The sequence below is a fragment of the Cyanobacterium sp. Dongsha4 genome, from assembly GCF_036345015.1.
Lineage (GTDB): Bacteria > Cyanobacteriota > Cyanobacteriia > Cyanobacteriales > Cyanobacteriaceae > PCC-10605.
In genome coordinates this window covers 530,705-553,892 of the sequence record NZ_CP084098.1, presented here as the reverse complement: position 1 = coordinate 553,892, position 23,188 = coordinate 530,705, and the positions used below count along the sequence as shown (strand labels likewise).

At 36.0% G+C, this 23,188-nt stretch carries 17 protein-coding genes; 3 read left to right on the top strand and 14 right to left on the bottom strand.

Annotated features, from left to right (window positions below; all coding sequences use genetic code 11):
- Positions 1 to 88 precede the first annotated feature (88 nt).
- From Dongsha4_RS02430 to Dongsha4_RS02395, 8 genes are all read right to left on the bottom strand, one after another.
- On the bottom strand, positions 89 to 1,810 hold the full coding sequence (locus Dongsha4_RS02430) for an alpha-keto acid decarboxylase family protein (protein ID WP_330204178.1): 1,722 nt from the start codon (positions 1,808 to 1,810) through the stop codon (positions 89 to 91).
- 33 nt (positions 1,811 to 1,843) lie between these two features.
- Positions 1,844 to 3,349: an MFS transporter gene (locus tag Dongsha4_RS02425; protein ID WP_330204177.1), complete on the bottom strand. Its 1,506-nt coding sequence runs from the start codon at positions 3,347 to 3,349 to the stop codon at positions 1,844 to 1,846.
- A 76-nt stretch (positions 3,350 to 3,425) separates the two neighbouring features.
- A complete protein-coding gene (locus Dongsha4_RS02420) occupies positions 3,426 to 3,692 on the bottom strand; it encodes a HEPN domain-containing protein (RefSeq protein ID WP_425590774.1) in 267 nt (88 codons plus the stop codon).
- Positions 3,693 to 3,813: 121 nt separating this feature from the next.
- A complete protein-coding gene (locus Dongsha4_RS02415; RefSeq protein WP_330202441.1) occupies positions 3,814 to 4,920 on the bottom strand; it encodes an RNA-guided endonuclease TnpB family protein in 1,107 nt (368 codons plus the stop codon).
- Positions 4,917 to 5,549 (bottom strand): IS607 family transposase, encoded by a 633-nt coding sequence (locus Dongsha4_RS02410; RefSeq protein WP_330202442.1) that lies wholly within the window; start codon positions 5,547 to 5,549, stop codon positions 4,917 to 4,919. Before Dongsha4_RS02410 ends, Dongsha4_RS02415 begins: the two co-directional genes overlap by 4 nt.
- Positions 5,534 to 5,701 (bottom strand): hypothetical protein, encoded by a 168-nt coding sequence (locus tag Dongsha4_RS02405; protein WP_330204176.1) that lies wholly within the window; start codon positions 5,699 to 5,701, stop codon positions 5,534 to 5,536. The genes Dongsha4_RS02410 and Dongsha4_RS02405 overlap by 16 nt, the downstream gene beginning before the upstream one ends.
- Positions 5,698 to 6,021 (bottom strand): nucleotidyltransferase domain-containing protein, encoded by a 324-nt coding sequence (locus Dongsha4_RS02400; protein WP_099436670.1) that lies wholly within the window; start codon positions 6,019 to 6,021, stop codon positions 5,698 to 5,700. The genes Dongsha4_RS02405 and Dongsha4_RS02400 overlap by 4 nt, the downstream gene beginning before the upstream one ends.
- Before the next feature lie 263 nt (positions 6,022 to 6,284).
- A complete protein-coding gene (locus Dongsha4_RS02395; RefSeq protein WP_330204175.1) occupies positions 6,285 to 7,145 on the bottom strand; it encodes a DUF692 domain-containing protein in 861 nt (286 codons plus the stop codon).
- 440 nt (positions 7,146 to 7,585) lie between these two features.
- Here Dongsha4_RS02395 and Dongsha4_RS02390 point away from each other — a divergent pair, with 440 nt between their 5' ends.
- Entirely contained in the window at positions 7,586 to 12,454 is a 4,869-nt protein-coding gene (locus Dongsha4_RS02390) for a multicopper oxidase domain-containing protein (RefSeq protein WP_330204174.1), read from the top strand.
- Positions 12,455 to 12,618: 164 nt separating this feature from the next.
- Here Dongsha4_RS02390 and Dongsha4_RS02385 read toward each other — a convergent pair whose 3' ends face one another.
- Positions 12,619 to 13,743 (bottom strand): sodium-dependent bicarbonate transport family permease, encoded by a 1,125-nt coding sequence (locus Dongsha4_RS02385; RefSeq protein WP_330204173.1) that lies wholly within the window; start codon positions 13,741 to 13,743, stop codon positions 12,619 to 12,621.
- 260 nt (positions 13,744 to 14,003) lie between these two features.
- Complete coding sequence (locus Dongsha4_RS02380) at positions 14,004 to 14,246, bottom strand: hypothetical protein (RefSeq protein ID WP_330204172.1); 243 nt, start codon at positions 14,244 to 14,246, stop codon at positions 14,004 to 14,006.
- Positions 14,247 to 14,745: 499 nt separating this feature from the next.
- Between Dongsha4_RS02380 and Dongsha4_RS02375 the strand changes: the two genes are divergently transcribed.
- A complete protein-coding gene (locus Dongsha4_RS02375; RefSeq protein ID WP_330204171.1) occupies positions 14,746 to 15,060 on the top strand; it encodes a P-II family nitrogen regulator in 315 nt (104 codons plus the stop codon).
- A 285-nt stretch (positions 15,061 to 15,345) separates the two neighbouring features.
- Here the strand turns inward: Dongsha4_RS02375 and cysH are convergent, their stop codons facing one another.
- Positions 15,346 to 16,104 carry a phosphoadenosine phosphosulfate reductase gene (gene cysH, locus Dongsha4_RS02370; protein ID WP_330204170.1) on the bottom strand — a complete coding sequence of 253 codons (759 nt, stop codon included), beginning with the start codon at positions 16,102 to 16,104 and terminating at the stop codon, positions 15,346 to 15,348.
- 720 nt (positions 16,105 to 16,824) lie between these two features.
- Positions 16,825 to 18,276: an LCP family protein gene (locus Dongsha4_RS02365; RefSeq protein WP_330204169.1), complete on the bottom strand. Its 1,452-nt coding sequence runs from the start codon at positions 18,274 to 18,276 to the stop codon at positions 16,825 to 16,827.
- Positions 18,277 to 18,504: 228 nt separating this feature from the next.
- Between Dongsha4_RS02365 and polA the strand changes: the two genes are divergently transcribed.
- Positions 18,505 to 21,417, top strand: a complete 2,913-nt coding sequence (polA, locus tag Dongsha4_RS02360; RefSeq protein WP_330204168.1) for a DNA polymerase I — start codon at positions 18,505 to 18,507, stop codon at positions 21,415 to 21,417.
- Between the two features lie 40 nt (positions 21,418 to 21,457).
- On the opposite strand, the gene Dongsha4_RS02355 is transcribed toward polA, so the two are convergent.
- Together Dongsha4_RS02355 and Dongsha4_RS02350 are read right to left on the bottom strand one after the other, a co-directional pair.
- Positions 21,458 to 21,901 carry a hypothetical protein gene (locus tag Dongsha4_RS02355; RefSeq protein WP_330204167.1) on the bottom strand — a complete coding sequence of 148 codons (444 nt, stop codon included), beginning with the start codon at positions 21,899 to 21,901 and terminating at the stop codon, positions 21,458 to 21,460.
- A 542-nt stretch (positions 21,902 to 22,443) separates the two neighbouring features.
- A complete protein-coding gene (locus tag Dongsha4_RS02350; RefSeq protein ID WP_330204166.1) occupies positions 22,444 to 23,187 on the bottom strand; it encodes a RibD family protein in 744 nt (247 codons plus the stop codon).
- Position 23,188: the final 1 nt, after the last annotated feature.

Sequence of the window (23,188 nt, the reverse complement as noted above, 5' to 3'; positions counted from 1 at the left end):
TTTATACTCAGATATTATCTTAATTAAATGTACTTAAATGTACTGTTGCTTGTTGCCTATTGCCCGTTGCTTACCTTAAGCTACAATTTTAGAGGGGACTCAGGTAAGTGTTTATAGGTGATAATTGATAGCGTTGAGCGTATATTGTTTCAGATAAAGCAGGAGGAATTTTCTCGGTTAAAACAACTTCTATATAAGCCCCATTATTGTGGAGTCTTGCTTTTTCAAGGGCGTTGTTTAATTCATCTAAAGATGTAACTTTTTGACAATACCAGTTTTCGCAACCCATTGCATGAGGTATCTGAGCATAATTCCAAGGAGATAAAACATTGTAAATATTGGATTTATTTCCTGCTAAAAACTCTTCAATACCAAAAATGCCATTATTTAAGACAATAATTATGGGTTTAACTCCATAACGCCCCATAGTGCCAATTTCATTTGCCGTAAGTTGATGAGCACCATCGCCTGTAACTAAGATAACTCGCCGTTGGGGATTTGCTAAAGCCGCCCCAAATGTGGCAGGAGTTGCCCAACCAATAGCCGCCCAAAGGGTTTGATTATGAAAGCTACAGTTTTTTGGTAACAGTAAGGATGATAAGAAAGCAACGCTTAAACCAGATTCACAGATTAAAATATCTTCTGCTTCTAGGAAATTTTGCATTGTGGCTCGGAGGGTTTGCCAAGTAATAGCTTGGGAAGAACTTTTTTCGAGGGTAATGGGGGAAGGTTGGGGAAATTTTTTGAGGGAAATGGGTTTAATATTCTCTATAAGGTTACTAATGACATCTTCTATCCAAACAGGGCTATAAGTGTGGGATTGAGAATTAATATGACTAATGTTAGAGAGAATTTCTACATGATGGGGATGAATGGAAATAATCTTTTCTCGATCGAGTCTTGCTGAACCATGACCTGTAGAAACATCATCAAATAAGACTCCGCCGATGTCAAGAATTAAGTCCGCAGATTCTACATATTCTCGGAGGGCGGATTCTGAAGTTGCCCCTCGATACATACCCATATATAAGGGATGAGATTCGGAAATTACGGCTTTATCAATTCTGGTGGTAGCGTAGGGAATACCAGTAATCTTGAGAAGGTGGGTGAATTGTTTTGTTAATCCGTAACGTAGTAGAGTAAAACAGGGAAGAATAACGGGTTGTTGGGCTTGTTCTAATCTTTGTAAGATAGTTTTAACGGCACACTCTAACTCTTGAGGGTTACTTTTTGGGGGTGAAACTTGATGTAATGGTACTCCCTGTATGGGATTGCCTATCACAGGCATTTGAGCGTAATCCCCAGCTATGGCGATAATTGCTGGTTGCCGTTGGGAAAGTGCGATCGCAATTACTCTTTCCATTTCGGTAATGGCATTTTCTGGGGTTAAGATAGTGCTAACACAGGCGGTGGCGGAGGATAATTGATGAAAATGGTCAAATTCTCCATCTCCGAAGGTATGATGTAAGGGTTTACGAGTCCGCATTAACCTAGTGGAAGGCATCCCTACCAGATGAAAAATAGGTAATCTTTCTGCTTTAGCTCCCATGACACCAGCCATTGCACCTAATTCTCCCACTCCATAGGTAGTACTGAGGATAGACGCACCAAAAACACGGGCATAACCATCGGCACTATAGGCGGCATTAAGTTCATTACTACAGACAACCCATGTTAAATTAGGGTTAGATTCGATCGCATCATCGATAGGAAAAGCATAATCTCCTGGTAAACCAAAAACATGGCGAATTCCTAAATCAGCCAGACGTTGTACTGCATATTCAGCAGTGGTAGGATTGTTTTTAATCATTAATAACAATTAGTGAATAAGAATAGTGAATAGTTAATTCGATGAAAATGGTCGCATACTGTAGGTAATGACAATGGCGATTACACAAAAAATAGCACACAATGTAAAACCAAAGCCAAAACTATGGGCTAAAGATTCTTGTAAAGCCTGTAATGATTGACTATGAGTTGAGGTATGAAGATTTTGATCTACCTGATTGAGTATTTCTTGAACACTGCTAGGTATCTCAACGGGAAATTGCCAATTAGACTGCTGTTTTAAATTCAATGGTAAGGCAATTGAGATAAAAATACTGTAAATAGCCGCCCCTAAAGCTAAACCTAAGTTAATAGTTAAGGTATTAATGGCAGAACCTCTCATGGCTTGGGATTTAGGAAAATGAACTAAGGCTTGGTGAGAAAGTTGGGCAGTGTTACCATAAAGGATGCCAAAAGCTACCATACCAAACCAGTCACCCCCATCAAATCCAGATAGGGGAATATCTCGCAAAGACCAAAAACCTAGAGCGGTTAAAGTAAGAGTTGCCATCATTAAATATTTGACTCCGAAAGATTTTTCTAAATAGCCACTGGCAAGAGAAACAACCCCCGACACGATACTTAAAGGCAAAATATGAATAGATGTGTCTAAAGCGGATAAACTTCTCCCTTCTTGAAAATAAACCGTTAAACAAGTCATTACAAATACAAACAATGCTCGAATAAATAGTTGTAAAACAGAAGGAACATACCAACTATTACGAGTAATAATATTTAAAGGAATAACCGCCGATGATTTATTCGCACTTTGTCGCCACATTACTACTGTTAGCAAGAAAAGACAGATAATCAAAATGTTAAGACTGGGGGATAAATTTGGACTTTCCATCAGGAAAAAGAGAAAGAAAAAGATAGCAAAGCCGATGGTAGTTATGCCCATATAATCAGGTTTGGAGGAAATTTGTTTCGCAGGAAGCAAAGGCAATAAAGGCAGTCCTAAAAGTCCGATCGCAGCAGGTACTACAGGGGCAAAAAAGACCCAATGCCAACTAGCAATATGTTCTAAAAATCCTCCTAAAAATGGTCCAATCACTGTACCAATGGTGACACTAGCAGACCAATAACCAAAGGCGATCGCCTGTTCTTCTGGAGGAAAAATACGCCGTAAACAAGCCAAGGCAACAGGGGCAAGAATTGCCGCCCCACAAGCACATATCACCCTCCCCAAAATTAATATCCAGCCTTTAAAAGCAAAAAAACAAATACCACTACCGAGGATAAATAACCATAAACCCCAGCTAAATACCCTTCTTAAGCCGATGCGATCGCCCAATTCCCCCGCAGGTAAGGAAAGAGCCGCCGCCACTAAGGAAAAAGAAGCTAACACCCATTCCCCCAAATTGGGAAAATAACGGAAAGTGTCACCAATGGCAGGTAAGGCAATAAAGACAATATTTCCATCTAGTAACATCGCCAGAGTTGGTAAACAAACAATCGGCAAAACCCACCAACGCAGAGGATAACCTTGCCCTGTATCTTCCCATGTCTCTATTTTTGTCATTATGTATATAGTCTCTTTGGAGATTTAGTGAATTGGATTTGCTATGAACCGTTAAAAATAAATAACGTAAAAAATTTTAAATAATTGTTTTTTCAGCCCATTTAATAAATAGCTTACTTTGTTCTATTAAAATACTGACATCCTCAAAACTTAACTGTTTTTCATCGTCTATACTGTAATCTCCCTGAGTCCTTTTATCTTGAGCATTGATTAAAAAACGATGAAATTCGATGGGAACAAGACCTTTTTTGACAAATTCTTTACCAAAAGCCGAAATAACCGCAGAATGACTAGAAAAACTCATTCCTTGCGTCCATAAAAAAGCCTCCGCTATATAAAACATAGTATAGTAAGCCGCTCTAAAGAACTTATGATAATCAAGAAAATCTAAGATTATCTGTCAATTTTCTGCTTCACCGTGTCCTAATAATCTAAATTATTAGTTTGTCTGACACTCCACAGACTTACACGGTAGAGCTTACCGCATTTTCCAAATTAATTGAAGCATTTAAGTCTCTATCAATAATTAGTCCACAGTAAGAGCAATTAAAGGTTCTATCTTTTAGCTTTAAATCTGATTTAATTTCATTGCAATTAGAACAAGTTTTAGAAGATGGAAAACATCTATCTACGATGTGTAAAATTGCCCCATACCAGTCACATTTATACTCTAATTGTCTTCTAAATTCATAAAATCCACAGTCTGCTATGGCACTGGCTAATCGGTGATTTTGTAGCATTCCAGACACATTCAAATCTTCAATCACTACCTCACTGTGGTTTTTAGTGAGGTAATGAGTTAATTTGTGAATGGCATCTTTCCGAATACAACTAATCCGATAATGGAGTTTTGCCAATTTTACCGATGCTCTTTTATAGTTAGTAGAACCCTTTACTTTCCTACTTAATTCTCTTTGTAAATGTGCTAACTTTTTCTTGACAGTTCTATAGGCTTTAACATTGGGAAATACTAACCCATTACTCAATGTAGCTAGTTTTTTTATGCCAATATCACAACCGACTCTACCAAAAGGATGTTCTATTTTTTCTGGCTCATAATCTACTTTGTAAGAAATAAACCATCTATTAGCCCGTTTAGAAATTACACAATTACTCCCTGATTTTTTTACTAAAATTGAAGGAATAAATTTTTCATAAGTTTTAACCCAACCAATTCTAGGTAATTTAATTTTGTTTCCTTTGATTTGGATATTACCTTCGAGATAGAAACTATCTCTGTTATTTTTCTTTTTAAATCGAGGTGGTTTAGCTATTTTGTTAAAAGATCTATCCCAAGCAATTCTTAAGTCTCTAAGAGCCTGTTGAGGGCTACATTTTGATACTTCATAATACCATTGATTTTGACTTTTTACTTCTGCTACTAATCGTTTATGTAAATCAATAGCACTGGGAAATTTTTGTTTATTTTCAGGGTTTGCTTGATTATAATCAAGTATTTCCTTGCAAATAGCTAATCCCCAATTATAAGCATGACGTGCAACTCCTGCGTGTTTTGCCATAATTGTTCGTTGCTTATTATTCAGTTTTAATTCCGTTTTGAAACTAATCATTTTTTCTGTACTTGTTCAAATAATTTGTCTCCTTCTTCGGTTAATGCTGACATTAGTTTTCTATGCTTACGACTTCTTGAACCATAAAGTCTAGCACTGAAAACAGTAATTATTTCCAAAACGTCTTGTGCTAATTCTTCTTCAAAAGTCGGTTGATCTCCTTTATGAATAATTACAATCTCGATTCCTTGCAATTCACACAATGTGAACACTAATTCAGAACCAAAACGAAGCAACCTATCTTTATGAGTAATAACGAGACGTTTCATTTGCTTCTTTAGTATTTTTTCAAGCAACAAAAGCAATCCTTTCTTGTGATAATTCATGCCTGAGCCTAAGTCTTTAATTATTTCAGTTCTCCAACCTTTAGCTGAACAATAGGCTTCCAACATTGCTTGTTGTCTTACTAAATCTTCTTTTTGGTCGTGACTAGAAACACGAGCATACCCTATTGTGGGATAATCTCCAGAATCTAAATTCATCAGTTCAGCAACATCGTAATATCTAGTACCGCCTTTAGTTTTTCTAGTCGGCACTATTTCTCCTGTGGCTTCCCACTTTCTTAGAGTGTCTGGGGTTGTTCCTAGTATTTTAGCCGCTTCTCCTATCTTAACTAATCTTTTTTCCATATACATAGATTAGCATAGATTTTACTAAATAACAACAAACTGTTATCTACCCTCGATCCTGCAAAATTATACAGTTCATTTTGAGCTAAAATTTCTGAAGCAACTAAACTCTCTCTAGCCTTTTTAATTAATTTATCAACTTCTAATTTCACAATATAATTCCCTCTTTTTTTACATTGTGTAAAAATGGATTATTACTATAATTAAATTTATCAGAAGAGATAAAATGACGAGATAAAACCACATCATAATCTAAACTTATTTGATAGATAATATCTCCAGTTCTATCTATTTCTTTATAAGGATCAATGTTGTCTTTAAGAACTACTAAAATATCAATATCTGAATCTATTTGAGCATCTTTTCTCGCTTGAGATCCATATAAAATAATTTTGTCTAATTTAGTATTATATAAGTTAATAAAAGACTGTTTTAACTTACTAATTATTTCTTCTAATTGAGGATGTATCATATTATTTTCAAAAATTAGAAATTCCAATCTTCTCGAAAAAGTAAACTAATCTGAGTTCAAGATAAATTTTTCTGGTTATGGTAGGGCAAAGAAAAAATGAAGAATTAAAAATTAAGAATTAAAAACTCTGAACTTATGACTGGCTTTCTCCTCTCCCCACATCCCCCTTTCTCCTCCTCTTAACTAATTTACTAGCCGTATTGTCATATCTGAAACCTGTCCTCATCGGCGATTATTGGCACAAATTGAGCTTGAGTTGAACTCTAGGCCTTTACTAAAATAGCTTTAGCTTTATGGACTTCTTCCACTGTTCGGCTAATGGGAGGAATATTATTTTCCCATTCAATTAAAGTCGGTTTAGCTCCGAATACTTCCATCGCTTTCTGATATAGTTGCCATACTTCCTCTCTAACAGCTTCTCCATGATAGTCAATATAATTATTATCTCCCCAAGCTGTACACCCTGCTAAATGATAACTTTGTACATATTCAGGCTTAATTGCCATCATTCTCTCTAAGGCATCTTCTTCAAAGTTTTGAGCGTTAGCCCATAGATTGTTAAGATCCAATAACATTTTTGCTCCAGTACGTTTAAACACTTCATTCATAAAGGCTATTTCGTCCATTTCAGAAATGCTAAAACGCATATAACTACTAATATTTTCTAATAAAATCTCACTACCGAGATATTCTTGCACCTGTTCAACTCTTTCGCAAAAATAGTCTAAAACTTCTTGGGTAAAAGGAAAGGGTATTAAATCATGGAAATGGTGATGAGAAACGGAACTCCATGAAAAATGTTCTGAAAAAAAACTTCCTTCATTTTCTGCTAGTAAGCGTTTAACCAATTTTAGATAATTTTCTGGCAAAGGTGCGATCGAACCTAAAGATAAACCAAAACCATGAAAGGTAAGAGGATAATTTTCTTTTAATTTCTCAAAAGCATGAACATAATTACCTCCCAAATCCTGTAGAAAATGCTCTGGATGCACTTGAACAAAATCCACAGAAGGCATAGTTGCCACGAATTCATCAGCATTTTCATGGCACAGATTTAGACCCGCCGAACGAGCATTTAAACCGAAACCCACTAACTCTATCTCCTTGCTATTAATTCCATTCAACCATACAAAATAGCATTAATTACCAGTAACAGATGCAATAAATATTAATAACTGTAACAAAAATATACAATTATTGTTGAAAAATAAAAATAAATTGCCGTCAATAGTTACTAAGAAAAAACCGTTAAGTAAACTGAGTAAATATTATTAATTTATGATTCTGATCAAGTCTATAAAACCAGTAAAAATAATTAAAAAATTGTTAAGTGAAATCATTAATGATTTATCAGAAGACAATTTAGTTATTTTCTTGCCCTAACTATTAATCTAGTTTTTACTTTTAAAGTATCTATCTTTTTGAGTCATATTGAAGATAAATATCTAAAATTGACATTTTGTAAAGAAAAAATAAAATTTTTAAGACAACAGGTCTTTTTTAGGCAAAAAATCATTAAAATTTTAAGTATTTTAAATTTACCGATCTCAATGGATAGTTGATCATGTCAGATTCTTTTTTCTATCGCCTCGGTGCTATATTCCCTACAACTCCCGAAGGTAATCCCAACATTGTTTTAAGTTCTAGTCTTAGTTATGATCCTGAAACAGGCATTATTCAAAATAATAATCAACCTCGTCAAGACTTAGAAGTTGATCTCGATATTACCAGTAACCCCGTACAGATTATTAATGTAGATCAATTTGTTAATGAATTTTTATTAGGAGCAAATGGTTTAACTGCTGTTAATAGTCCTAATTCTCTGTTTACTCAATACAAAAATGCGATCGTCAGAAACTGGACAGGAAAATCTCGGAATAATTCTATCTATAACTTAAGACTTATTGGCTACACAGGACCCGGATTTGATCAAGGTGCAAATACCGATGAATTTTGGTCAGCCCAAGGACAAACTACGGATGAACTTTATACAGCAATTCAAGATAATAGCAATTATGATCCTTCTGCTAAATGGGACATATACAATGACAGTGAAATAGTCCGCTCTATTTTTGATGCTCAAAATCTTTTAGATAATTTAGATGTTGCCCAAGGAGAAACCCCCCCTCTCTGGTTGCCAAATTTTTTATATACCTATGGTCTTCCCAATGGAGATACCATAACCACTAGCTACCCAGGCCCCACATTAATCATGCAACCGGGGGAAGATTTACGCATTAATTTTGATAATGAAATCACTATTCCCGGATTAACTACCGAACAAATTCAAGCGGCGACTTTAGTGCGTAATAGTTCTTATGGTAATGGTGGCAGTGCAGGGTTAGGAGGAACAACGTCAACTAATTTCCATTTTCATGGTGCCCATACCGCTCCGGGGGGATTTTCTGATAATGTCGTAAGTCGTTATACCACAGGACAAAGTTGGACAACAGACATTAATATTCCTGATGATCATGGTATCGGTTCTTATTGGTATCATCCCCATTATCACCCTTCTGTTAACGCTCAAGTTTATGGGGGGCAATCGGGGTTTATTCAAATTGGAGATCCCCTCAGTCGCATTCCTAGCTTAGAAGATATACCTCGCAATTTAGCGGTTCTCAAAAATATTGATCTTGATTTTGGCGCAGACGAAACGGAAGGAGAAGAAGACCCCAGTTTAAGGTTAACTTCCTATGATAATCTAGGGGGTTTAGTTAACCGTTTAACTATGGTGACGGTGAATGGAGAATTTCAACCGAATCGGGAAACCGTGGGAGGGTGGCAAAGTATCTCTTTAAGCAATCAAAGTAATCAAGCCTATTATAATGTCAGTTTGCAACAACGAGTTACAGATAATGATGGCAATACAACCTTAGAACCCATACCCTTATTCATTTATGGAGAAGACGGTCATCAATACCCTGAGATTCGCCGAGCGGAAGGAGTTTTAGGTTCATATACTCCTCAAGGGGCTTCCGCGCCGACAGACTATACAAAAGGAGAAGATATTATTTCCCTGCCACCGGGGAAAAGAGTAGATGTTTTATTTTATCTTGAAAGTGGCACGACGGAATTAACCTCGGTTTACTCTTTTGAAAAAGATGGTTTAACCTACAATGTAACTAATATGGGAGGTTATCCTGAATTAAGCTCAGAAAATTCTCAGGGAGCGGGTCCTTTGGCGATTTTGACAGTGCCTGAAGGTACAGAAGATTTAAGCCCTGCTCAACAGCAAGATTTTATCAATCAGATTAATACTAATATTGATGTACAAGAGATTTTACCAACAACAACTCCAGAAGAGTATGATCCCAATAAAGTACCTAGTGTAAATTTATTTGATGAGCAGTGGCAACCTACACGGGGAAGGGAGTTTAACTGGACAAAAGATGTATTAGTAGGACGAGATCCCACAGAGAGAGATGCGGCAACTCAAGAGGCTTTGAAAGCCTATCAAGAGTCAACGGGACAAGAATATCAAACTTTTACTGCTTTGCCAAGGGATGAGGAAGGTACATGGTTAGGTTATGAAAATCCTTTTCTGATTAATGATCATGTTTTTCCTTTTGGTCCTTTGGTTACAGCTCAGTTAGGTACGATCGAAGAATGGACTCTTAAAAATTGGAGTATCAACGCACCTAGTAAGTATATTGGGCATCCTTTTCATATCCATATCAATGATTATCAAGTGTTGGATAGTGATACTGAGTTGCCCGAAAAACGTAACCTTGAAGATGTGACAATGCTCAATAGTTCTGGCTATCACTACTATGATGCTAGTTCTGGAGAGGTTTTACAAAAAGATCCTTTACAGGGTACTTTTACCACTTTACCAGAGGCGATCGACCCTAACAATACTCTTCCTTTAGCAACTTGGGGAGCAAATAATCAAACTATTCGAATGTTATTCCAAGACTTTTTAGGAACTTATGTTTTCCACTGTCATATTCTGCCCCATGAAGATGCGGGGATGATGATGGCAATTCAAGTGATTGAAAATACTGATGATAGTTGGTTAATTCCTGCGGAACATTTTAATTTCGATCGCAGCGATGATAATAATATTAATGTCACAGTTTATCGAGCTTCAGATTTTAAACCTTATACTTTAAGCCTTAATGGCAATCTTGATATAACTCCTAGAAGAGGACAAACAGGAGATGTTAGTAGTGATTTTGTCCAAGAAGTCGTAATTACCACCGAAGGAGATGGTTTAGTCCGAGTCTATGATGGTGCTAGTTTATTGACAAACCAAACTAACTTACTCAGCAGTTTTAAACCCTATGAAAATAGTAATTTAGCACCTTGGGCGGTAATTTCTGATTTGAGTGGAGATAACCGCAATGATATAACTACCGCAGGTTTTAAACAAATTAATAATGATGGTTCTGTAAACTTAACTGAGTTTGCAGTGACAGGTTGGAGTACCGATTCTCAGGGAGAAGATTGGACAGAAATTTTTGAATTTGATCCTTGGGACTTCATCGACATTGAAGGGGATAATCTTGATCCTGTTGCGGGTTTACGTCCTGAGCAGGTTACTATAAGTACAGGAGATTACAATTTAGATAATTTTGCCGATTTAGCTATTGCCTATCGCACCACTAATGGAGTTCATTTAAGTATTTTAGATGGAGCTGCGATCGCACTTTTATTACAAACAGGACAATTTACTGGTGGATACCAGCCAGATCAAGCCTTATTAGCTGATGCTTTAATTGAAAATGAAACCCTTGCCCAAGCCTCAGAAATTACCCTTACCAGTGGCTTTAATCAGTATGCACAAATAGCCCTAGAAAATCTGATTTTAACTGCTAATTCTCCTACAGAAACGGGCGTTTACACCTTCCAATTAGGGGCAGGACACTTTATCGCCACTTCTGACGGTAGCACCATTGGCCACGGAGGTCATAGTGGTCATAATATGGATATGGGTATGGATATGGGAACAGAAGATATTGTTACTAATCTTAATCCCAGTATCTTTAATCTAGTTGACCTCAGTATTCTCAATGTGCCTGAAGGTCTAGGTCATAGCGTTACCCCGATTTTTGGCGGTGCATTAGGTAATGGTGGTTTATTAGTACAAAGTTTCGATCTTACCTCTGGATTAGCCCCAGAAAATCAAGCTCCACAAATCCTCTTTGCCACAGGTAATGAAGTAAACGGTACACCTTCTAGCGGTTCAAATTTACTAGAGAATACTCAGCAACTCAACCTAAATATTACAACTATTGGTCAAGTAGGAGTATTTGATTTAGAAGGTATTGGGGATAATAACATTCCTGATAATACCATGGACAGATATAACCTCACCCGTTTACTATATCAAACCTATTTCGGAAGATTAAGTGATCCCACTGGTAGTGCCAATTGGTCTGCGAAAATGCCAGATTTTGATAACGTTGATGATTTTGTTGATAGCTTTATCAGTTCTCCTGAAAGTCAAGCAGAAATTATTAACCACTTTGGGGCAACCCTTGAAGACTCATCCGTAGAAGCCATAGTTAATGTCACCAGTGAAACTCTTTACTCTCGCAATCCTTCTTCTCAGGAAATTCAAAGATGGAATCAGGCGGTAGATGATGGTTTAAGCAAATCTCAATTACCCCTAGCGATTTTGCAATCAACGATAACTGACTATACCAGTTTCCAACCAGAAAATAATACCATCCCTATTACTGACCCAAATCCGAATATTGATCTTGTTGACACCCAGAACAATTCTAGTGAAATTGAATATACCATCTCTGGTTCAATTTTCCGTGAAGCGGCCTTTAACAATACCGTTGGATTTTACCGTGTCCTAGATGAAAATGGTACAGTCATTGACTCTGATGGTAATACCTACAGCCCAGATAACCCTGAATACCAAACCATAGCTCTCAGCGAGTTTAATCGTCTAACGGACACTAATGCCAATCTTAGCCTAGCAGATTTAGAAACAGTACCCTTTAGCTTTAACCTCAGTGGCGATGAATTATTTGCACCCTTTATGGCGGTTAATGGTTCAGCAATAGAGTTTGAAAATGTTTTCTTTGCTTATAAAGACGCCAATGTGGATAATTTTGACCACGTTACTAATCTAGGTTATAACACTTGGGGCTTTGAAGACATCCTCGGTGGAGGAGATTTAGATTATGATGATGCGATTATTCGTTTTAATGTGGACGATCGCACTCGGGTTAGTTTTCTTGCTTCTTCCGCAGAGTGGAGTGACGCACAATGGGCTAATAACGCTAACCTTTTTGGTTCTTTTGGACAGGGTTTAAGTTCATCGAGCGATCGCTTTCAAGCCTTTAATCAACAAGTAGCGGGAGTTGGTTATATCGGCAATATGAATGAAGCTCAAACATTTTTAGATCAGTTCATGGAAAATAGTTTAGCACTACTTAATGGCTCAGAAGTTTCTAATGCCGGTTTCTTCTAAATTCTTTATTCACTAATGTAATAGATGTACAAAAATCAAACCTGTAACCTATAACCTGATACCTGATAACTACCCAAATCCCATATTTTTATATCGAACTTAGGTAGAACCGTTGCGTTGATCGCCAGACCAAACAAGCACTGGCGAACCGCAATCGTCTGGAATCAGCCGCCCATAATTGCTTGGGCAAGACCGATGTATAGTGGTATTCCTATGCCAATAGCAACCGGTGTACCGATAGCAGTGGAAGAACCCACATAGGCAGAGGGATTAGCTGAAGGGATACCTGCCCGTAAAGTGGGAGGTCCAGAAATATCTGAGCTAGAACAAGCAATAACGGCTAAGAGTACTACGCCACCAAGGCTAAATCCAGTCAGAGCATGAGCAATCATACCGAAACCGAAAGCGATAAACCCATGTACTAATGGTGCAACAAAAGCATATACTGCATACCACTGAGCTACCTTACGTAATTCACTAAGCCTTGCAGTAGCTTCCATACCCATTACCAACATCAAAATGGAAAGTAAACCACGAAACAGAGGACTAAAGAAACTCTCATAAACACTTTCAGGCTGAGTGAACAAACCTAAAGCAAGTCCAAGTAACAACGCTGATAAAGCAGAACCTTGGAGACTTTCTTTAACAATAGGCCATATCTCTACTCGCTTTGGTGTACCACGTTGTTGGCTAAGATACTCTTGACGAGTTGTAGGATATTCCACACTGGAGTAATCTCCTGCGGCAACTGCCTGTTTACTAACATATTCTACTTGGCTGAATTCTTCTTCTTTATCATTACGACGTTTGCTAAGATAAACACTAGCCATAACAATAGCAGTTACAAGAGCAGGAATATCCATAAATGGATAGAGAGCCGCCGCCCACGCTTCGTATTCAATACCTTGAGCTTCTAATGCCGTCAAACCTGCCGCTAAAGTAGAACCACTAACAGCCCCGAATAAACCTCCCGTGGCTAGAGCATCTACCATTTTGATCTTAGGTAATTGAGCTAATGTATATCGAGCAATAAAGACGATTAATATTCCTAGCAAAACAGCAAACAAAGCGGGTAAAAATATTTCCCCTAAATTGGCTTTACGAATTGCAATACCACCGCTCAAACCGACTTTTATAAGTAGCATGAAAACAATAAACTTATAAATTGAGTCGGGAATTTGTAGTTGGCTACCGAGAGCCGCAATTATCATTCCACCAATCAGAAACCCCAAAGTTGGGGATTGCAACTGTCCTATGAAATCAGACACAAAATTAGATAAGAAATCCACAAATACCTCCTTCTGCCTCCTCAAACGAGGAGCTATTTTTATAGACTATACTCTATTATTTTTTTTTAACCATGCAGTTAATTCTATCGTAGAATGTGCAGATTGTTGCTCTCTTTGACAGGAATTTAGAACGTAATATCTGATTTGAATGATAAGTTTTTCTTTTATATAGTTTCCCCCTTTAGCTGATATAAATTGCGATCGCTCTTTTGGATTAATAGTCTTATCGAAAACATTTCCCTTACCCTCTTGAGAAAATCTTAATCCACTTGCAATGGTGCTGAATCCACTGGTGGAGGAGTATCCAAAGGAGGATTATAACGAGCGATATTAAACCAAATTATTGACAGCAGTAAACCAAAACCACAACCGATCAGAAAAATCCAACCGTGAGAAGGTTCTAAAACACAAAGCAAACGGCGATTACTGCCATATACTTGCACTACCCACCCCTCATCATTATTCAACTTTGGCTGTGACTGTCTCGATTCAAAATTATTCATTGTTTTTGCTCCAAGCTAGTTGTGTGTATAGCCTACAAGCTGTATGCCTATGGATATAAAAGTCAACATCTACTTCAAACTCACCTGTAAGATGTTCATCTAAACTTTAGAACAATAGTTCTATTATTTTGCTTTTTTGAGTTATTTATATAGATATAAATCTATATTTTAAGCAAATAGCATTTTCCTTAGTATATGTACCTTGTCATTAACAAGCAACATTTTTCACCAAAAATTGCCTCAGACTTACTGAGGGTTATAATAATAAAAACTTATGATTTTAATCTGATTTTTATGCCTATGTCTCCTCTTGACTGATCAATGAATATTCTGCTAGAGTGCTTAACATGGCAACCACACACACTATTGTTAGACAATGTGTACACAAAAATGAGGGTATTCTCTTCGTTCACTGGAAACTATACAATGGTGCATCGTGTTGTCATTTTCTTACGTTTCTATTTAGTTTAATTACTATATACATAAAGAGGTAATTTACATGACCCAGCAAGCCAGTAAGCTCGTCATCGTCACGGAAAAGTTACTGCTAAAACCGATCGCCAAGATCATCGATGCAGCCGGAGCTTCCGGTTATACGGTGGTAGCCGCTGGCGGTAAAGGCAGTCGCAACGTTCGCTCATCAGGACAACCCACAGTTTCCGACACCTACTCGAATATCAAAATAGAGGTACTTACTGCTAATCGAGATATGGCGTTGAAGATTTCGGATGACATTGCAGCACAGTTTTTTAACGACTACTCAGGTATTATTTATATCTGTGACGCTGAAGTTCTGTATGCACATAAGTTCTAATTTACTCAAATCTATCACCAATACATAAAAACTAAGTAAAAGGTGGTAGGTAGCAGGTAGTAGGTGTCAGGTTTAATGATTTTTGACTATTTTGACCCTTGAGGCAACAATTGAGATTTTTGGGGTTGTTTAACTATGGCACGAAACATTATTGAATCAATTCAAATATCTAACAACCAAAATGTTATTGCCAGTGTATCGTTGCGTTGCCTATTCGTCATTCCCGAACTAAGCTAAAAATCATAGCTGAATTTACTACAACGCTAGATTTTTTTTATAGAATAGCTAGAGTTGACTAGAATCTAAACTTTGTGCCTCTTCCTTGCTAGTAGGTAAGTGCAAACCACATTCTTGTTTTAAACCATGGAAACGGGTATCTCTTTCATGGTCATCATCGGCTGACAGAGGGCGACTAGAATGCCAATCTCCCACGGTGACATAACCCTGATCAAAGTAAGGATGATAAGGTAAATCATACTCTTTTAAATACTCATAAATATCTCTGGAATTCCAGCGCAAAATTGGTAAAATTTTATATTGTTCACCCTGTTGATTAACATAACCTAATTGTTTGCGAAATTGAGTTTGATTTTGTCTTAATCCTGCTAACCAAGCCTTAGCCGATAACTCTTTTAAAGCTCGTTGCATGGGTTCAACTTTGCGAATACGATCATATAAATTGAGGGATTCAACGTCTTTTTTTTCCCATAATTTGCCATAAATTGCTTCCATTCTTGCGGGGGTTAAATGGGATTGGTAAACTTTCAAATTAAGATTTAATTTATTAGTTAATTCTTCGGCAAATAAATAAGTTTCTTTAGGTAAATACCCTGTATCAATCCAGATGACAGGAATATCAGGCACGACTTGAGTTACTAGATGCAACATCACCGCCGATTGAATGCCAAAACTGGTACTTAAGACCAAATGAGAACCAAATTCTGCTTTTGCCCATGACACTATTTGACTTGCATTTGCTTGGGCTAATTTCTCATTGATATTTTTTAAATCTAGCTCAAAATGGGTATTAGGTAATTGATACACTGGCTTTATTGATAGTTTACGATAATCTTATCTTCTCTTGTCCTTTGAGGGAAGGCAACAGCCAAGGATACATGACATCATACTATCATCACATGAGAAACTATGATGTAGTTTTTTTGGAATTAATTCCAAAGCATCTTTATAGTTAAGGGATGTCAAACTTAACTTTTTCTGATTATAGCTTATATTTGAACTGACGTTAGGCACTTATGGAGATAGGTTTCAGGTTGCAGGTGTTGGGATATTGGGCAGGGCTGATTCATTCTAAAATTTTCTGGTTAAGGCAGGGAATACCTGAGTTCGGAGTTCGGAGTTCGGAGTTCGGAGTTCGGAGTTCGGAGTTAAAAGTAATAATTATTGACAAAAAAGCTGAATAAATTGATTTTAAATGAGTTTTTCCTAAATTTAATAATTTTTTATTCCAAAATTGGCTCGATGATAACTCGAGGGCGCTTTATTTTTCGATACTTTTTTCATCGAACTCAGGTAGGGAATAGGCACTCTTGCAATGGGCAATAGTTTTTAATGGTTTATGGTTATAAATTGATAATCTCAACATTTTTAACTACTTCTTAATCCTCAAAGCTCTAAAACCCTATATTCTTTTACTGGCAATAGTTTGAGCGTTTTTGTATTTCTACTTTGAATCACTCCTGCCTATCGAATGGGGATAAAGGAGTCTTACCTCTTGCCCTTTGCCCTTTTAACTTTTCCCCTCAATTAATAAGAGATAGTTTGAAAGTTATTCTCATTATTATTCTCATTATCATTAGCAGGGTTAGCATGGGATTTATACCAATCGCTACCGACTTGGATGGTAACGTCTGAATTAATAACTCCTGTGCTTTCAACTACCACTTCTCCCACTCCTAAATCTGCTCTTAGTTGAGCGGCGGCAAGGTTATCTCCTTGTTGAGCAATAATTTTTGTTTCTGGTAAGTTATGAGAATAATAGTTATAGCTAAAATAAGTACGAGAATAACCATTGTTTTTTAAATATTGTACAATTTTTTGGGCTATCTCTTGATCATCTTTGGTACTTTGTACGGCAATTTTGAGGTTATGAGAATCTGATTGATAATTGGCAGAAAAATAATTAGAACCAACTTCAAAGTGTTGTGCCATGACTTCACTGATTTTATCGTGATTCGGTAGCCAATAACTCAATTCTCCCTCTGCGGGGGTGTTAAAGTCTCCGGGTAACATTACCATTTTCACATTAGAGCGATTCTTTTGGGCGGCAAAAGCGGCTAATGCAATTAATTCATTGGTGGTTAAGTTGGTGTCAAGATGCGATCGCACTACATTAAGAATATCGGGCATTCTGAGGATAGTACGAGGACTTAAAGTTTGTTCAACTAAGGCGCGCATAAAACTTTGTTGTCTTTGCACCCTACCTATATCACCATAAGCGTCATAGCGGAAACGTAAAAATTGAATCGCTTTTTCACCGTCTAAGTGTTGTTGTCCCTGTTTAAGATCAATATACAAATGTTGACTATGATCTGTATATTTCATATTTTCGGGTACATAAATATTTAATCCTCCTAAAGCGTCAATCAGCTTTTCAACTCCCTGAATATTAATTCTAATGTAACGATCCACGCTAACATCATCTAAGAGGTTACTTACAGATTCAGCCGCTAAAGCAGGGCCTCCTAAAGCGTTGGCTTCGTTAATTTTGGTAACTCCCCTTTGAGGTATGAGGGTTTTGGTGTCACGAGGAATAGAAAGCACTACTACGTTATCTTTTTCTGGATCGAACCTTAACAGTAACATACTGTCTGACAATCCTTCAAAAGAATTAACTAAAGCATGATAACCAACGTCAGGGTGCGCTTGTTCTGGTACATCAGAGGTTAAAACTTTAATTCCCAGTACAAGAATATTAACGGGACGACTTAATTTAGGAATTTGTAGGCTATCAAAGGTAACAGTTTCTTCTTGATTAAAAACGGCTTCTTCGGCGGGGGTTAATTGGGCTTGTCTTAAGGGTGTTTTAGAGAGAGATAGGGCTAATAATGCTCCTATACTAGCAGAAACAACTGCGATCGCACTAAAGCCAAAACCTAAGAATAACCAACGAGGATTGAATTTGAGAGAAGATTGTTTTTTACTGTTATTTTGACGCTGATATTGATTAGATTGACGCTTACTTTTTCCCTCTGACATGGGTATCCTCACACACTTAATCTAAAAAATTGGGATTGTTTTTCACCATAATAACCGATTATGTAATTAAGGTTTTAAGAAAAGGGAATAGATAACAGATAAAGGGCAAAGTTAAAAGGGCAAGGGGCAAAGGTGAATGGTGAATAGTTGATAGTTAAGAACTTCTGACTTCTACTCATTACCCCTTTAGCAACTATAATATAGTTTCTGTTGTTTCTATGAAATCTGATGACAAAAAGCGATCGTCCCTTATTCTTAATAGTAGATGGACATTCCCTTGCATATCGTGCCTATTATGCCTTAGCTAAAGCGAAAAAAGGGGCGTTGCGTACTTCCACTGGTATTCCCACGAGTGTTTGTTTCGGGTTTCTCAATTCCCTCTTTACCATCATTAGCGACTATCAACCCCAATATATCGCCGTTGCCTTTGACTTGAAAGAAGCTACTTTTCGCCACACTGCTGATAGTAATTATAAGGGCGATCGCTCTCCTGCTCCCGATGATTTTATTGAGGATGTGAATAACTTACAGATTCTGTTAAAGGCGTTAAATATTGAGATAGTTACTGCTGTTGGTTATGAAGCAGATGATGTTATAGGCACATTAGCCACCCAAGCAGTAAAATCCCATTGTCAAGTTAAAATTTTAAGCGGCGATCGAGATTTATTTCAATTAGTTGATGATGAAAAAGAAATAAGCGTTTTATATTTGGAGAGAAATTTAGGTAAATATGGCACTTATAAAGAAGAAGAAGTATTTACCAAAATGAAGGTAAAACCATCGCAAATTGTTGATTTTAAAGCCTTATGTGGTGATAAATCAGATTGCATTCCCGGAGTTTTAGGCATTGGCAAGAAAATTGCTAGTAATCTTTTAGAAAAATATGAGACATTAGATAACGTTTATCACAACTTAGATAATATTAAATCTGCTGTAAAAAATAGATTGATTAACGGAGAAAAAGACGCTCAACACTCCCAATTTTTAGCAAAAATAGTAACAGATATTGACTTAGAAATATCTTTAGATGATTTACAACTAACAGGATTTAATAACCAAGAAATAATCCCCCTCTTGCAAACTTTAGAATTAAATAGCTTCGTCAAACAAATTAATCAAATTCAAGAGAAGTTAGGGGGTACAATATTAGATAATCCGACAGAAAATAATGGGCAATTATCTCTATTTACTATAGGGAAAGGAGTCAAAGATAGGGGTAAAGGTAGGCAAGAGTTATCCCCCCTTAATCCCCCCTTAGTAAAGGGGGAAAGTAAGTCAGAGACTAATAATAATTCTCAGTCAATAGATACTTTGATTGTTGATGATATAGAAAAATTAGACATATTAATCAGCAAAATAAAACAGGCAAAAATTACGGCTTGGGATACCGAAACCGACTCCCTAGATACTCTCACTGCTAACTTAGTGGGGATTGGTTGTTGTTGGGGAAAAACCCTCAAAGAAACTGCTTATATTCCCTTACATCATCAAGAAGGAAAACAGTTAACCCTCGATATTATTCAGACAAAATTAGAGCCTATTTTAAACTCTACAGAATATCAAAAAACCTTCCATAATGCAAAGTTCGATCGCCTCGTCTTTTTGAATAATGGCATGGAAATCAAAGGTATTGTCTGCGATACCATGTTAGCTAGTTACGTTTTACAACCCGAAGAAAGCCACAAATTAAGTAACTTATGTATCAAATACGGCAGTGAATTTATCGCTCAAGATTACGATGATTTAGGCTTAGATAAAAAACAAACCATAGCAGATTTACCGATAGAAAAGACAGCCAATTATTGTGCTTTAGATGTGTTAGCAACTTTTCACTTAACGGAAATTTTAACTGCTGAATTAGAAAAAATACCTTCATTAAACACAGTATTTGAACTAGAATTAAAACTAGAACCCATTTTAGCTCAAATGGAGCAAATAGGGGTATTAATCGACAGTGAATATCTGCAAGAATTAGCCAAAGAAATAGATTCAGAATTAATAACCATTGAAACGGAAGCCTATCAAGAAGCAGGGGAAGAATTTAACCTTGCCTCTCCTAAACAAATGAGTCAATTATTGTTTGAAAAACTAGGCTTAAATAAAAGAAAAAGTAGTAAGACAAAAACAGGCTATTCTACCAATCAAGCCGTATTAGAAAAACTAAAAGGAGATCATCCTATCATCGATTTAATTTTACAACATCGTATGTTAGCAAAACTAAAATCTACTTATGTGGATACCTTACCCACTTTAGTTAATCAAAAAACCCAAAGACTGCACACCAATTATAATCAAACGGTGACGGCTACGGGGAGACTTTCTTCATCCAATCCTAACTTACAAAATATACCTATTCGCACGGCTTTTTCTCGACAAATTCGTAAAGCCTTTATTCCGCAATCAAACTGGGTATTTTTAAGTGCAGATTATTCTCAAATTGAATTAAGAATTTTAGCCCATTTAAGTAATGAACCCATTTTAATATCTGCCTATCAAAATAATCAAGATATTCATACCGTCACCGCTAAATTATTATTAGAAAAAGAAGATATTACCCCAGAAGAAAGAAACTTAGGAAAAACCATTAATTTTGGTGTAATCTATGGCATGGGCGCACAAAAATTTTCCAGAGAAACGGGAGTAAAGACAGCAACTGCACAAAAATTTATCGATATATATAGAGAAAAATATGCAAATGTTTTCAATTATTTAGAAAACCAGAAAAAGGAGGCTTTAGTTAATGGTTATGTTACCACTATTTTAGGAAGAAGAAGATATTTTTACTTTAATGATAGAGAAGCAGAAAAATTAATAAATGCTGATATTAACTCCTTTGAATTATCTGATTTTAACTTTAACTATCAAACAATACAAATGTTAAGATCTGCCGCTAATGCACCAATTCAAGGCTCTAGTGCGGATATAATTAAATTAGCGATGATAGAAGTGAATAAAATTTTAGCTGAAGAAGAGGGTAATTTATTGTTACAAGTTCATGATGAATTAGTGTTTGAATTACCTTCAGAAAAAGTAGATGATTTGAGTGTCAAAATTAAGGAAGCGATGGAGAATGTTTTATCTTTGAAAATACCTTTATTAGTGGATATTCACACTGGCAATAATTGGATGGAAGCTAAATAGAGTGGTAAATAACTATATACAGTTACCTGTTGCTTCATTGTTAATTGTTAATGATGTTAATTATTCCCTGAATAGGCATTTGAGAGTTATCTTCTGCCAAGCCTGTGGTACTATACTCTTTTAACTCCCATCTTATCTGGGTTTCTTGAGAATCCCATTCAATCTTAAGAGACTCGAAACGGCGACTATACCATTTACCACTAATATCAGGGGAAATCTTACCTCTCGATTTTACCTTCTGAAAAATACTATAGTTTCGACTAATAGTATAATTATAGCCTACAGTTAAACTACCGCAACTTTCCATTGTTAAAACTAATTTATGACTAGGGGAAGGATATTCACGAAAACAAGGATGAGAAGAGGTAATCCCCCCTAAAATAATTATTAGACTGAAAGATAAAATAATACCAGGGAGAATTAAAACAGCAATAATTAACTGCTTGATGTTTCCTAATGCTTGAAGGTTTGACTCCCTAATCATTTTCAAGGTGAGAATAAGTGAAATTAAACTCAGAATAAGAATACTATATAGACTTCCTCTTAAAATTAAGTTGAATTGGGGTAGAATAAAAATTATTAACCAATAAATAACCCATAATATCAGTAAAATTATCCCAGTGTTTTTTACTTTTCTATTCATAGAAAACCAATATATATCTTGCTAATAACTTAATGCTAATAACTCTAAATATTTCTCTCTTTTCTCATATATCTCTTTAATCACTTGATTTAATGCTTATGTTAAGGCATTTAATAGTTCATAATCACGCACTGCATTGTCATAAATTTTTTTCTAAGTCGCTTTTTTCTTCTCTAATTCAGGTATGATGACTGTTTCTAATTTGTCTAATTCTCTTTTTTAAAAATTAGATAGTTTTTTCTTTTTTTACTATCACTAGCTTTATAGTATATATATTTTAGCATTCATAAAATATTTTTATATTTTTGTTGCCTTATCATGTTAAGCATCAGATAGCACTGCTATATATCATCATAAAAATCATTTTTCCGCAAGTCTTATTGTCAATAATCAACAGAATAATGAACGAAAATTTCTTCTTCAATATTTATCACCTCTAATAATTGCAAAGAAATTGTTGAGTGCATATTATCATCTAAAAAAGTTGAACAAAAATTAGGAGCTTTACTGTTTAATATTAATAAAGGACAAATAGTTATCCATAAATCATCAATTAATTTATCTTTTAAAAAAGAAGTTATTAATTTTTCTCCCCCCAAAATAGCAATTTTATTAATGTTCATATTTTGTAAATTATCAAGAATAAAGTGCCAATTAATTATTGATGATTCTGAGATAAAAATATTCTGAAAATAAGATTTTTCACCTTCTTTTGATGAATATTGAATATCATTATTGCAATTGAGACAAGTATTTACATTTTCATGCCATGTATTTAATCCCTCTTTAGTAGTAATTAAACCACGAGGTATCGGTTGAGAAAAAAAAGCCCAATCAGGTTTAAGATTACCAGAGGGTGAGCAAACTATATGCAAAGGTTGAGGCTGTTGGTGTCTTGCTTGTCTTTCTTTTATTAATTCTGGGTCTTTAATTGATAAACTTGTACCATAGGCACGGAGGGTATTTGCTCCAAAAATTACGGCATCGCACAAAGATACTTGGGTTTCTAAGTGATGAAAGTCATTAACAGAGGTGAATTTTGCTCTAGTATTTACATCGGTGCTGATTTTGCCATTTAAACTCATGGCAATAATTGCAGTAATATGAGGTTTTGAACGATTAGTCATC